The sequence below is a fragment of the Bacillus sp. PSXD-155 genome (assembly GCF_049310765.1).
GTDB lineage: Bacteria > Bacillota > Bacilli > Bacillales > Bacillaceae_G > Bacillus_A > Bacillus_A cereus.
This window is the reverse complement of sequence record NZ_JBMOWC010000009.1, coordinates 29,768-41,636: the sequence shown is the minus strand read 5'-3', so window position 1 is coordinate 41,636 and position 11,869 is coordinate 29,768. Positions and strand designations below refer to the sequence as shown.

Genomic DNA, 11,869 nt, shown 5'->3' with positions numbered 1-11,869 from the left:
ATTACAAGTATATGAAACAGACAGGCACAGTTGCTCAACATTTTCATAATATGCATTGAAAAGTGAGAAAAAGGGGTGACTATTTATGAATACGGTAGGCTTATTTTCAATTTTTTTAATTGGGATTGCTTCTAATTTAGATAATGCAGGTGTTGGGATTGCGTATGGCATTCGTAAAATTCGTATTTCGTGGTTTAACAATTTTATCATCGCATTCTTTGGATTTTTATTTACTTTACTAGCTGGATTTTTTGGGAACTGGATTGCATTATTTATTTCAGAGTTTACAGCAAACCTGATTGGAGCAATCGTTTTAGGGATAATTGGGGTGTTTATTTTATGTCAGCCTTTCTTGGGTCAAAAAAATACTGTAGGTTCTAAAGATGATAATGTACTTATGGGAATTTTACGTGATCCAGAAAAAGCAGATTTTGATGGATCTAAAACAATTAGTTTTTCTGAAGCACTTGTTTTAGGAGTTGCATTATCTATTAATAATATTGCAGGTGGGTTTGATGCTGGGGTAACAAATTTAAATCTTTGGCTTACAGCGACTATTTCTGGGGTGTTTAGTTTTATTTGCATAAGTGGTTTTGCATATGTAGGGAAACGATATTTAGCAGCTTACTTAGGGAAATGGGCGACGGTTATTGCAGGAGTGTTATTAATACTTATTGGGATTGATCAGTTGTTGTGAAAATAGAAAAGCAATGTTCGAGCATTTCCTCGGAAATACTTGAATAAATTGCATATATCGACATCGGATATTTACTTCTTAATAAATAAAAAGCACCTACATACTACATAGGTGCTTTTTAGCGTATGTCTTCAATTAATTGCTCTGATTCTTCATGCATACTGTATTCACTTAACACTTGGATGCAAAGCCATTTTAATTCCTCGATAGTATGCTCAAGTTCTTCAGGAAGCACATGATGAATGTCTTCAAGTCCCATCCCGAAATGAATAAGTTCAAGTACTTGATCATCGATGTTCCGATCCATTAATAATTCAAGTACTTCTAAATTGAATATGTATCGGTGAGCTTCGTCGAGTGAAACAACTTTTAACTTCAAGCTTTCTACAATACTCAATATAAAAAGAAGGATTGTTTTTTCAAGAACAGGTTGTTTTCCCATTTGAAATATTAGTTTCATCTTTCACACCTCCACATATAGCGCTAGGTTGTACTATATTATTCAGGAGGGGGGAACAAATATGCATGATATAGAGAAACTTTCAGCACTGTTTTTGTAAGAGGATTGATAACTGACAAAATTGAGGTTTTGGTGAAATAAAAAATCCTGCTAGTATAGCAGGATAACTCGCGATTAAAAAATACTCCAGCCTTCTTGAGCAGAAAGAAGTTCAAGAATTTTAAAACCAGCAATGCTATTTCCGTTTGCATCTAAAGCTGGTCCGAAAATACCGATTCCCATGTCTCCTTTTACGCAACCGAAAATACCACCGGCTACACCACTTTTTGCAGGGATACCAACACGAATTGCAAATTCACCAGATTCGTTATACATACCACATGTGACCATAAATGTTTTGCAAATTTTTGTAATATGTTTAGGGATGATTTGTTTCTTTTTATATGGATCATATCCATCCATTGCAAAAATTAAGCCGATACGTGCTAAATCGATGCAGTTTACTTCAACTGCACATTGACGAGTATATAAATCCATAAGTTCTTCAATATCACAATCGATAATTCCGTTTTGTTTCATATAATAACAAAGTGAACGGTTTAGATAAGCTGTCTCTAATTCTGAATCGGCAACTTTAGAGGAATAATTAATAGTAGGATTATCTGTTATTTCACGTACAAAATGAAGAATACGTTCCATTTTTTCCTCGTTATCTTTTCCTGCTAACATGCTTGTAATAGCTAATGCTCCTGCATTTATCATTGGATTAAGGGGTTTGGACGGACTTGTCGTTTCTAACTTAATAATAGAATTAAATGGGTCACCCGTTGGTTCCATTCCAACTTTAGAAAATACATATTCTTCGCCACGGTCTAAAAGGGCAAGGGCAAGTGTAATTACTTTGGAAATACTTTGAAGAGTAAATAGTGTTTGTGAGTTGCCTGCATGGATATATTCTGTTTCTTTATGGAAAATGGCAATCCCTAAATCGTCTGGATTTGCATTTCCTAGTTCGGGGATATAAGTAGCAAGTTTTCCTTTTTTCGTATATGGTTTTACTTGTTCTAACAACTGTTGTAAGTTGTTTGTTTCAATGCACTGCATAGTACCAACGCTCCTATTTTGAATTAACTAAGTTTACTTTTCCCGATATGCTCGGAAATAAATAATAACATGAAAAAGTGGAATGATAAAACGAAAGTTCAATGTGCTATAATAGGTCTTTCATTTCGAGTATTCTGTATTTTGAAAAGGAGAATTTTCCTTTTATATAACAGTTTGGAAATAGGAGATTTATCCATAAAAAGTTCGGAAATAAAAACTACACATCTATACAACTATATGTTATTATGGTTATGTAATAGAAAGCGTTTTCTAAAGCGTACTTATAATGATAACGATTTCATAAATTAGATTAGGGGGAATTAAAATGTTGCAGTTTTTACAACGTATTGGTAAAGCTTTAATGCTTCCGATCGCAGTACTACCAGCAGCAGGATTATTGCTTCGTTTAGGGCAACCAGATGTATTTGATATTCCTGTTATGGCACAGGCCGGCGCAGCAGTTTTTGATAACTTAGCACTTATTTTTGCAATTGGTATTGCAATCGGTCTTTCAGTGGATGGTAGTGGTGCAGCAGGTCTTGCAGGTGCAATTGGTTATCTTGTTATGAAAAATAGTATTGATGCACTTAGCAAAGGGTATTCAACTGCTGAATTACAAGGTAAATTAGGTAAAGTTCAAGATTTAATAGGTAATAGCGCAAATGTAGATCCATCTAAGCTTGCGGATACAATGACACAAGTATCTAAGGCTGCTGAATTATCGACTAAAGTAGATATGAAAGTCTTAGGTGGTATTATTGTTGGTGTTATAGCCGGACTTCTTTATAATAAGTTCCATAAGATTAAACTTCCAGAATGGTTAGGTTTCTTTGCTGGAAAACGTTTCGTTCCAATTGTTACATCAGTTGTGATGTTGATATTAGGAATTCTATTTGCACAAATTTGGCCAACAATTCAAAATGGTATTGATGCATTAGCTCATGGAATTGTTAATTTAGGTGCAATTGGTTCAGGATTATTTGGTTTATTAAACCGTTTATTAATCCCAATTGGTTTACACCACGTAATGAACACATACTTCTGGTTTGTATTTGGGGACTTTACAAATGCAGCAGGTAATGTTGTTAATGGTGATATTGCTCGTTTCCTTGCAGGTGACAAAACAGCAGGTATGTTTATGACTGGTTTCTTCCCAGTTATGATGTTCGGTTTACCAGCAGCATGTTTCGCAATGATTGCAGCTGCTAAACCAGAAAAGCGTAAAGCAGTTACTGGTATGTTAGCTGGTCTAGCATTAACTTCATTCTTAACTGGTATTACAGAGCCTATTGAATTCTCATTCATGTTCTTATCACCAGTATTATATGGTATTCATGCTGTACTAACAGGTCTTTCTTTATTCATTACAACATCACTTGGCATTCATGATGGTTTCTCATTTAGTGCCGGTGCAATCGATTACGCTTTAAACTTTGGTATTGCAACAAAACCAGTCTTACTAGCAGGTATCGGTTTAATTTACGCAGCAATTTATTTCATAATATTCTACTTCTTAATTAAGAAGTTCGATTTAAAAACTCCTGGTCGTGAAGATGACGATGAGTTAGTTGAAGATGGTGATGCACCAGTTGCAGGTTCAATTGGTGAAACTTACGTAGCAGCTTTAGGCGGAAAAGAAAACTTAACAGTTATTGATAACTGTGCAACACGTCTACGCTTACAAGTAAAAGATGCTGGTCAAGTAAATGAAGCAGCATTAAAACGTGCTGGTGCAAAAGGTGTTATGAAATTAAGTAATACAAGTGTACAAGTTATCGTAGGTACAAATGTTGAATCTGTTGCCGATGATATGAAAAAACACGTATAAATAATGAGATAAGAGGATGTCCCAAAAGATTGATAACATCAATTTTTTAGAGGACATCCTCTTTTTTGTTAACAATTTAACGGGAATCTTACTTTTGTAAATTTTCTTTTTCTTTTTTGTACATATGGGTTGGTAATATGTGCAGTGCGTGATAAAGTAGGGATGATATAGAATGGATTATCCATAATCTACTAAAATAAATCTTTAGTAGAGGAATTAAATTATTGGTGAGTAAGGGGAAAAAAGCAATTATGGATCAGGAACAAAATAATGCGAATGGGAAAGCACATCGGCCGATTGTATACATAAAAAGGACAATCATTCTCGTCTTACTATTATCACTTGTATATTTCATGTATACAAAAATTGTTGCGCATAATAAGAAAGAAGAAACTTTAAAAGCGGCAGCAGAAATGAAGAAACAAGAAGAGCTAAAAAAGAAAGAAGAAAAAAAGAAACAAGACGTACAGAAGCAAAAACAAAAAGAGCAGGAAGAACAAGTGAAGCAAGCGCAAGCTGCGGAACAGCCTGCTGAAGGACCACCTCAAGAAATTAATGAAAACGCTCAATTGGACCAGTATTTACAAAACGCAGGATTTAGCGGGACAGCTGTTATTGTGAAGAACGGAAAAGTTCTTCTGAATAAAGGGTACGGTATGGCAAATAAAGAGCAGCAAGTACCGAATAATTCAGAGACGACTTTTTATATTGGCTCTATTTCAAAGGCGTTTGTAGCAACTGCTATTATGCAATTGAAAGATCAAAATAAATTACAAGTTGAAGATACTGTTGCGAAGTATATTCCAGATTTTCCACAAGGTAATAGTATTCAGCTAAAACATCTATTAACACATACATCAGGGATTCCAGAATATGAGCAAGGAAAAGAAGATATTTCTCATGAAGAACTGATAAAGCGAATAGGAAATCAAAAGCGTATTGGTGGTCCAGGAGAGAAGTGGAAGTATTCCGATTCGAACTACTCTATACTTGCATACATTGCCGAGAAGGTAAGTGGACAGTCGCTTGAAGAATATATTAAACAACATATTTTTGCTACTGCTGGTATGAAACATTCTGGTTTTGGCACAGCGTTAGAACAAACAAGATTCCCATCAACGGGTTATAAAATAGTAAATAATAATATGACAACACCTAATATTCCGAGCATGTCACAACTATATGGTTGTGGTGATATATATACGAGTGCACATGATTTATATTTATTTAACGAAGCGTTATACTCTGGAAAGTTAATTTCAAAAGCGAGTTACGATCAAATGTTTACAGCCGTGAAAAAAGATTACGGATTTGGCTGGTACGTAGACCCAGGAAGCTATTCGAATCACGGTGTAATGCCAGGTTGGAATTGTTTAAATGGATTTAGTAAAAACGGTAGTGTGTATGTTGTTTTATTATCTAACATTCAAAACAACATTAAATCATTTGGTAAAGTGAATAATGACATTTATACGATGTTGCGAAATATTGAAGTGTAAGAAACTATCCTTTTGGATAGTTTTTTTTTTTGCCCTGAAACAAATATTTCTTTTAGAAAATGTATGCCTTACCTATCACAAAAATATCTATTTTGTATACATTAAGATGTATGGATGTAAAATTTTATAATCTAAAAATAATAGGAGGAGAAGTGTATGTGTCTGTTCAGAAAATATTGGCATAAATTATCAAGAGTGTTTAATAGACAATTAGGCTATTTTTTAGATGATAAATTATTGCCTGCTGTGGAACGACTTTTATTTTCGCAAAACTTTGCAAGGTTTATTCAAAGAAACTCTAGGCAAGCTACGGAAGAATTTATAAAATCAAGCCAATTTCAATCTATTATTTGTAACATTTTAAAAGAATGCAATACATCACCTTTTAAAGAAATTGCAAAGCAGTATTTAGGTAAAAACGTTGAAATTACGGTGACAGTTGGACAATTAACAGGTGTGATTGTAGCGGTTGGTGATGATTTCTTAACACTACAAGAAGGAATAGGGACGGAAGTTTTATTACCATTTACAAGTATTATATCAATAAAAGAAGCGTAAGAAAGGAGACTTATATATGTTATTTACTGATGAATTGCGTAACCATGTTGGTGAGTTAGTGCAAGTTGTTACAGCTGTAGAAATTGTTGCAGGCATTCTGTTATCTGTGACGGATGGGGCAGTAAGTGTTCGTACTTCTCCTTCTTATGGACCACCGGAAGATGTAATCGTGCGTACTCCTATTATTGCTTATGTTCGCTTGGAAGGGTAAGTGTGATACAAGTATGAGAGTATCAGTTGTTATTCCAGCGCACAATGAAGCGAGTACTTTATCACAAGTTTTAGTAGAAGTGGAGAAGCTCAAGCCTTACGAAATTATTGTAGTAGATAATGGCTCCACAGATGGAACGAAAGACATAGCGTTACAACATCATTGTCACGTGATTTATTATAAACATTCTCTTGGCAATGATGTTGGACGGGCTATTGGGGCTAGAGAAGCAAAAGGTGAAATTGTTTTGTTTTTAGATGGTGATATTGTTATTGATAGTAAAGAGTTACAACGTTTCGTGAAAGGAATTCGACAAGGGCATCAAATTGTTGTGAATAATTTAACATGGTCGGTTTATTTAAAGATGAGACCACATTATACGACAGTTGGAAAGTTCATGTTGAATCGCTATTTGAATAAAAAAGAGCTTGTTGTTGGATCTTTAATCGCAATTCCACATGCGATGAGCAGGGAAGTTATCGAGAAACTTGGGTGGTGGAATTTAGCAGATCCAGCACTATTTCAAGCGATAGCGATGTCTAGAGGAGTAGATATTGTTGATACGGCTTCGGTCGATGTAATTCACACAAATAAGGTTCGTCCTGTGCATACAGGAACATCACCTGGTTCTCCTTATCCGAAAGCGACTAGCCGTATTATGGGTGATCATTTACGTGCTTTGCAATATGTAATCGAAACATATGGTAAACGCGGCGGTTTTTCGGAGGGAAACAGGGATAGGGAGTTTATAGGGAACTATAAACCAGTTGTATTAAAGAAGGAAAAAGCGAAATATAGTGCGATTATACCAGTGTCAGAAGAAAAAATGACGATAAGATCTGTTATACAAGAAGTGAAAAAAGCAGGGGTAGATGAAATTATTGTTGTCGCGAATGGAGCAGATTTTGAGACTGTTAAACAGGCAAAGTTAGAGAATGTTATCGTTATTGAATTCGAGGAAGCACTCGGACATAATGTAGCTCGAGCGATAGGAGCTATGCATGCCACAGCCGATATTTATTTATTCGTTGATGGTGATTTTGTTATTCCAGCAAAAAAACTCACTCCATTTTTGCAAGCTGTTGAAGATGGAAGTGACGTGGTTTTAAATGATTTACAATGCTTATTAGATATGTTTCATCCTGCAGATCCAATTAGTATGGGGAAATATTTTATGAATTTAGTAGCGAAAAGACCGGATTTATGGAATAACTCATTAACGGCAGTACCACATGCTATGCATAAAAGGGTAATAGAGAAAATAGGATATGACTCGCTTGTTATTCCGCCATTAGCTCAAATGAAAGCTATTTTGGAGGTTTTTTCTATTACAGCAGTAGAATTTGTAGATGTTATAAAAACCAATCGGATACGCCCGGAGCAACATGGATTTGTAAATGGGCGTATTCCGGCATTTGACCGTATTTTCGGTGATCAACTTGAGGCGATTGCTTATCTATTGCAATATACAGACGAACGTGGGAGTTTTACAGATGGAGATCGCGATAGAGACACTATTCAACAATTGAGAAAGGAAGAAAAGAATACAGATGAATGCTAGTAGTAAAGTAGCTATTATTGGATTAGGGTATGTTGGTCTTCCTTTAGCAGTCCATTTTGCAGAAAGAGGACATACCGTACTTGGATTAGATAAAGATACTAGAAAAATAGAATCGATTATAAAAGGAGAAAGTTATATTCCAGATGTTTCTTCTAAAGTGTTGCAAAGTTTATTGACTAAAAATAAATTAATAGTAAATACACCAGATAAAGGTATTACTGATTTCCAAAATAGTGATTATGTTATTGTTACTGTTCCAACTCCAATTAATGAACGAAGAGAACCAGATTTAAGTGCCCTCATTTCAGCTTCGCATTATATACAACAAAATCTCCAAAAAGGACAAACCTTCATTTTTGAAAGTTCCACATATCCAGGCACACTTGAGGAAGTTATTATTCCTATTATTTCTCAAGCTGGCCAAAAGGTAGGAGAAGATTTCTATATCGGATATTCCCCTGAGAGAATTGATCCAGCAAATAGTCAATATTCAGTTCAATCTATTCCAAAAGTTATTAGTGGACAAACAGAAAAGTGTAAACAAAAAGTACAGGATTTATATAGTACCATTTTTGACGTAGTTGTACCTGTTAGTTCGCCGAAAGTAGCAGAGATGTGTAAGCTATTTGAAAATATTCAGCGCTTAGTTAACATCTCTTTAGTAAATGAGTTAAACACATTATGTGAAAGTTTAGGGATTGATTTTTATGAGGCCATTGAAGCGGCATCTACAAAACCTTTTGGATTTACTCCGTATTGGCCAGGACCAGGGATAGGGGGGCACTGTATTCCCGTAGACCCCTTATATTTTCAATGGAGAATAAAAAAGAATGGGGCAATTAGTCAATTAATTGAGGCGGCACATGTAATTAATGAAGAAATGCCAGAGAAAATAGTCCGGAAAGTAAAGGGCATGGTGCAATCACCCGGACTAGTTTTAATTGTAGGAATCGCATATAAGAAAGATGTAAATGATTTGAGAGAATCACCGGCTTTGCCAATTATTCAATTACTAATAAAAGAAGGATACGAGATAAAATACCATGATTCATATATTTCTTCCGCGGAAATTGGAGATAAGGTGTATCAATCTGTTGCTTTGGATGAACAAACAGTTAAAGAGGCAGGTTGTATTTTAATTTTAACTGACCACTCTAATATCGATTGGAAGCTTTTTAAAGGAATGAACCGAGTAATAGATACACGGGGAATTATAAAGAAGGTGAGTGTATGAGTAAGAAATGTTTAATTACAGGTGGGGCCGGATTTATTGGATCTCATTTAGCTGAAGAGTTGGTGAGAAGGGATTATGAAGTCACAATTGTGGATAACTTCTATAAAGGGAAAAATAAGTATCATAATGAGCTAATGAGAGAGATTCGGGTTATTCCAATAAGTGTTTTAGATAAAAATTCTATTTATGAATTAGTAAACCAACATGATGTAGTGTTTCATTTAGCAGCAATTTTAGGTGTTAAAACGACAATGGAAAAAAGTATAGAGCTCATTGAAACGAATTTTGACGGAACTAGAAATATTTTACAAGCAGCATTAAAAGGAAAGAAGAAAGTAGTTTTTGCATCTACTTCAGAAGTGTATGGTAAAGGCAAACCGCCTTTCTCTGAAGAAGGAGATCGATTGTATGGGGCAACTTCTAAAATTCGTTGGAGTTATGCAGTTTGTAAAACGTTAGAAGAAACATTATGTTTAGGATACGCATTAGAAGGGTTACCTGTAACGATTGTTCGTTATTTTAATATTTATGGTCCAAGAGCGAAAGATGGTCCATATGCAGGGGTAATCCCGCGATTTATCCGTGCAGCTTTGCAAGGAGAAGACATTCTCGTATATGGAGATGGAAAGCAGACACGTTGCTTTACGTATGTGAGTGATGCGGTAGAAGCAACAATTCGGGCAATGGATGAGAAGGTAAATGGTGAGATTATTAATATAGGTTCTGAGAACGAACAGAGTATAAAAGAAGTAGCAGAAACAATTAAAAAACTAACGAAATCTTCTTCGAAAATTGTACAAGTTCCTTTTGAGGAAGTATATCCACATGGCTTTGAAGAAATTCCGAATAGAAGGCCGAACGTAACGAAGTTAAGAGAACTTGTTCAATTTCAAGCGACAGTAACGTGGGAACAAGGATTGAAAGAAACTATTAAATGGTTTCGTGAAGAAAACAATGGCTAAGTCGCTATCAGTTATTATTCCTGTAAGTAATGAAGTAGCTACGATTTCAGACGTTATTCAATCGGTAAAACCGTTAAATCCAGTAGAGATTATTGTAATAGCAAATGGTTGTAATGATGGTACAGAAGAGGTTGCTGATCGGCTAGGATGTAAAATAATCAGGCATAAAGAACTATTAGGAAATGATGTTGGGCGTGCAGTCGGCGCAAAACATGCGATAGGTGATGTATTACTATTTATAGATGGGGACTTTGCTATTCCAACTTCCAAATTACAATTGTTTCTTAATCCAATTTTACATGATCAGACTGACATCGTTTTAAATAATTTGGATGCATTGTTTTTAAAGAAACAAAAACCCCATTCCGTTACAGTGTGGCGTCAAATATTAAATGCAATGTTAGAGCGTGAAGAATTAAAAATAGATTCTTTATTATCTGTACCTCATGCGTTGACGAAAGAAGTCATCCAAAGTATTGGATATGAATGTTTAGTTAATCCTATTGTAGCTCATTTACGTATAGCACAAAGTAAATGGAGAATTAGCCGTCATTTTGCTATTGATGTTATTACGCCGAATAAATTTCGACCGATTGAACATGCTGCATATGGCACGAACCTTTCTCAATCTGAAAGACGAATGATAGGTGATCATATAGAAGCAGTTGCAGAACGAATAGTAAGCAGTGATATACGCGGGGGATATTATGATGGAAATAGGAAAAGGGATAGTGTCTATCATACTTTAAATTTCGAAGATTTTTATCAAGGATGGGGCGTGACATCCAATTTGTATAAAGGAAAGCAACTATCAGTTGTTATTCCTGTACAAAATGAAGAGAAAACAATTGGAAACGTTATAGAAGAGCTTCGTAAAATTGAACCTTTTGAAATCATCGTTGTCGTAAATGGTTCGTCAGATAAAACAGCAACGATTGCAAAAGACAAAGGCGCAACAACCATTGTATATAAAGAAGCCCTTGGAAACGATGTAGGACGTTCACTTGGAACTTATTTTGCAAAAGGAGAAATTGTGTTATTTATAGATGGTGATTTTGTTATTCCAGCTAGTGAGCTATATCCTTTTGCAAAAGCTATAGCAGATGGAAAGGACGTCGCATTAAATGATTTAAATCATTATTTAGATTTAAGAGTACCACTTCATCTTGTAACTGCATTTAAGTATGCACTAAATTTAGCTTGTGATAGAAAGGATTTAGGGGTAGGCTCACTTATTGCGGTGCCTAATGCATTTAGCCACAAGTGTTTGAAAGCAATTGGATATAAATCTTTATTGTCACCTTGTGTGGCACAAGTGAAGGCTCTTCTTTCTGGATTTGAAATTGCATGTGTATGTCGTGTTGAGGTTGATAAGATGAACCGTATTCGTCCCAGTGAACATTTCGCAAAAATAGGTCATCCTCCAGCTGTACTTCGAATTATAGGTGATCATATAGAAGGACTAGAGCAAATAATTACATTAACAGACAATCGTGGCGGATTCTATGATGGCAATAGAAAAAGAGATGTTTTATAGAAGTAACAAAAAAAGTGTACAACATGTGTACACTTTTTTGTTCTGTTATAAAAACTATAACAGATTAGGAGATAAGAGTATTACAGCTCTACAATGGGTATTGTTCTTATATTACAAAATAGGACTCGTATATAAGGATACAAAAAAAATACAATTAAGGGAAGGGTTAATTTTAAAGACTTTTAAATGAAGTTAACACTATATATATAGTGGTTTGC

Annotated in this window: 12 protein-coding genes and 1 pseudogene; 11 read left to right on the top strand and 2 right to left on the bottom strand. The window is 35.0% G+C overall.

Features of this window, described 5'->3' with window-relative positions; all coding sequences use genetic code 11:
• The first annotated feature begins 85 nt into the window (after nucleotides 1-85).
• Nucleotides 86-697, top strand: a complete 612-nt coding sequence (ytaF, locus tag ACO6VI_RS12725) for a sporulation membrane protein YtaF (protein ID WP_001098787.1) — start codon at nucleotides 86-88, stop codon at nucleotides 695-697.
• Nucleotides 698-815: 118 nt separating this feature from the next.
• On the opposite strand, the gene ACO6VI_RS12720 is transcribed toward ytaF, so the two are convergent.
• Together ACO6VI_RS12720 and glsA are read right to left on the bottom strand one after the other, a co-directional pair.
• On the bottom strand, nucleotides 816-1,157 hold the full coding sequence (locus tag ACO6VI_RS12720) for a DUF3969 family protein (protein ID WP_000766603.1): 342 nt from the start codon (nucleotides 1,155-1,157) through the stop codon (nucleotides 816-818).
• 174 nt (nucleotides 1,158-1,331) lie between these two features.
• Nucleotides 1,332-2,261, bottom strand: coding sequence for a glutaminase A (glsA, locus tag ACO6VI_RS12715; protein ID WP_001149850.1), 930 nt, complete (start codon nucleotides 2,259-2,261; stop codon nucleotides 1,332-1,334).
• 69 nt (nucleotides 2,262-2,330) lie between these two features.
• On the opposite strand from glsA, the pseudogene ACO6VI_RS12710 reads away from it, so the two are divergent.
• The 10 genes and pseudogenes from ACO6VI_RS12710 to ACO6VI_RS12665 all read left to right on the top strand — a co-directional run bounded on the left by ACO6VI_RS12710 (nucleotide 2,331) and on the right by ACO6VI_RS12665 (nucleotide 11,841).
• Nucleotides 2,331-2,445 (top strand): annotated as a pseudogene (locus ACO6VI_RS12710) (transcriptional regulator).
• A gap of 141 nt (nucleotides 2,446-2,586) precedes the next feature.
• Complete coding sequence (gene nagE / locus ACO6VI_RS12705) at nucleotides 2,587-4,089, top strand: N-acetylglucosamine-specific PTS transporter subunit IIBC (RefSeq protein WP_065481913.1); 1,503 nt, start codon at nucleotides 2,587-2,589, stop codon at nucleotides 4,087-4,089.
• 251 nt (nucleotides 4,090-4,340) lie between these two features.
• Nucleotides 4,341-5,588, top strand: a complete 1,248-nt coding sequence (locus ACO6VI_RS12700; protein WP_000371895.1) for a serine hydrolase domain-containing protein — start codon at nucleotides 4,341-4,343, stop codon at nucleotides 5,586-5,588.
• 156 nt (nucleotides 5,589-5,744) lie between these two features.
• Nucleotides 5,745-6,146 (top strand): hypothetical protein, encoded by a 402-nt coding sequence (locus ACO6VI_RS12695; protein WP_000335546.1) that lies wholly within the window; start codon nucleotides 5,745-5,747, stop codon nucleotides 6,144-6,146.
• Nucleotides 6,147-6,162: 16 nt separating this feature from the next.
• Nucleotides 6,163-6,357, top strand: coding sequence for a hypothetical protein (locus ACO6VI_RS12690; protein ID WP_000899471.1), 195 nt, complete (start codon nucleotides 6,163-6,165; stop codon nucleotides 6,355-6,357).
• 13 nt (nucleotides 6,358-6,370) lie between these two features.
• Nucleotides 6,371-7,918 (top strand): glycosyltransferase family 2 protein, encoded by a 1,548-nt coding sequence (locus ACO6VI_RS12685; RefSeq protein WP_237655433.1) that lies wholly within the window; start codon nucleotides 6,371-6,373, stop codon nucleotides 7,916-7,918.
• Entirely contained in the window at nucleotides 7,908-9,152 is a 1,245-nt protein-coding gene (locus ACO6VI_RS12680) for a nucleotide sugar dehydrogenase (protein WP_161520380.1), read from the top strand. Before ACO6VI_RS12685 ends, ACO6VI_RS12680 begins: the two co-directional genes overlap by 11 nt.
• A complete protein-coding gene (locus ACO6VI_RS12675; RefSeq protein ID WP_089170370.1) occupies nucleotides 9,149-10,114 on the top strand; it encodes an NAD-dependent epimerase/dehydratase family protein in 966 nt (321 codons plus the stop codon). The genes ACO6VI_RS12680 and ACO6VI_RS12675 overlap by 4 nt, the downstream gene beginning before the upstream one ends.
• Nucleotides 10,107-11,651 carry a glycosyltransferase family 2 protein gene (locus ACO6VI_RS12670; protein ID WP_161520379.1) on the top strand — a complete coding sequence of 515 codons (1,545 nt, stop codon included), beginning with the start codon at nucleotides 10,107-10,109 and terminating at the stop codon, nucleotides 11,649-11,651. Before ACO6VI_RS12675 ends, ACO6VI_RS12670 begins: the two co-directional genes overlap by 8 nt.
• Nucleotides 11,620-11,841 (top strand): hypothetical protein, encoded by a 222-nt coding sequence (locus tag ACO6VI_RS12665; RefSeq protein ID WP_161520378.1) that lies wholly within the window; start codon nucleotides 11,620-11,622, stop codon nucleotides 11,839-11,841. Before ACO6VI_RS12670 ends, ACO6VI_RS12665 begins: the two co-directional genes overlap by 32 nt.
• The last annotated feature ends 28 nt before the right edge of the window (nucleotides 11,842-11,869 follow it).

What these genes read in the sequence shown, in the direction of transcription:
- ytaF (WP_001098787.1), top strand. Translation starts at nt 86, where the DNA reads ATGAATACGGTAGGCTTATTTTCAATTTTTTTAATTGGGATTGCTTCT.
- ACO6VI_RS12720 (WP_000766603.1), bottom strand. Translation starts at nt 1,157, where the DNA reads ATGAAACTAATATTTCAAATGGGAAAACAACCTGTTCTTGAAAAAACA.
- glsA (WP_001149850.1), bottom strand. Translation starts at nt 2,261, where the DNA reads ATGCAGTGCATTGAAACAAACAACTTACAACAGTTGTTAGAACAAGTA.
- nagE (WP_065481913.1), top strand. Translation starts at nt 2,587, where the DNA reads ATGTTGCAGTTTTTACAACGTATTGGTAAAGCTTTAATGCTTCCGATC.
- ACO6VI_RS12700 (WP_000371895.1), top strand. Translation starts at nt 4,341, where the DNA reads ATGGATCAGGAACAAAATAATGCGAATGGGAAAGCACATCGGCCGATT.
- ACO6VI_RS12695 (WP_000335546.1), top strand. Translation starts at nt 5,745, where the DNA reads ATGTGTCTGTTCAGAAAATATTGGCATAAATTATCAAGAGTGTTTAAT.
- ACO6VI_RS12690 (WP_000899471.1), top strand. Translation starts at nt 6,163, where the DNA reads ATGTTATTTACTGATGAATTGCGTAACCATGTTGGTGAGTTAGTGCAA.
- ACO6VI_RS12685 (WP_237655433.1), top strand. Translation starts at nt 6,371, where the DNA reads ATGAGAGTATCAGTTGTTATTCCAGCGCACAATGAAGCGAGTACTTTA.
- ACO6VI_RS12680 (WP_161520380.1), top strand. Translation starts at nt 7,908, where the DNA reads ATGAATGCTAGTAGTAAAGTAGCTATTATTGGATTAGGGTATGTTGGT.
- ACO6VI_RS12675 (WP_089170370.1), top strand. Translation starts at nt 9,149, where the DNA reads ATGAGTAAGAAATGTTTAATTACAGGTGGGGCCGGATTTATTGGATCT.
- ACO6VI_RS12670 (WP_161520379.1), top strand. Translation starts at nt 10,107, where the DNA reads ATGGCTAAGTCGCTATCAGTTATTATTCCTGTAAGTAATGAAGTAGCT.
- ACO6VI_RS12665 (WP_161520378.1), top strand. Translation starts at nt 11,620, where the DNA reads ATGATGGCAATAGAAAAAGAGATGTTTTATAGAAGTAACAAAAAAAGT.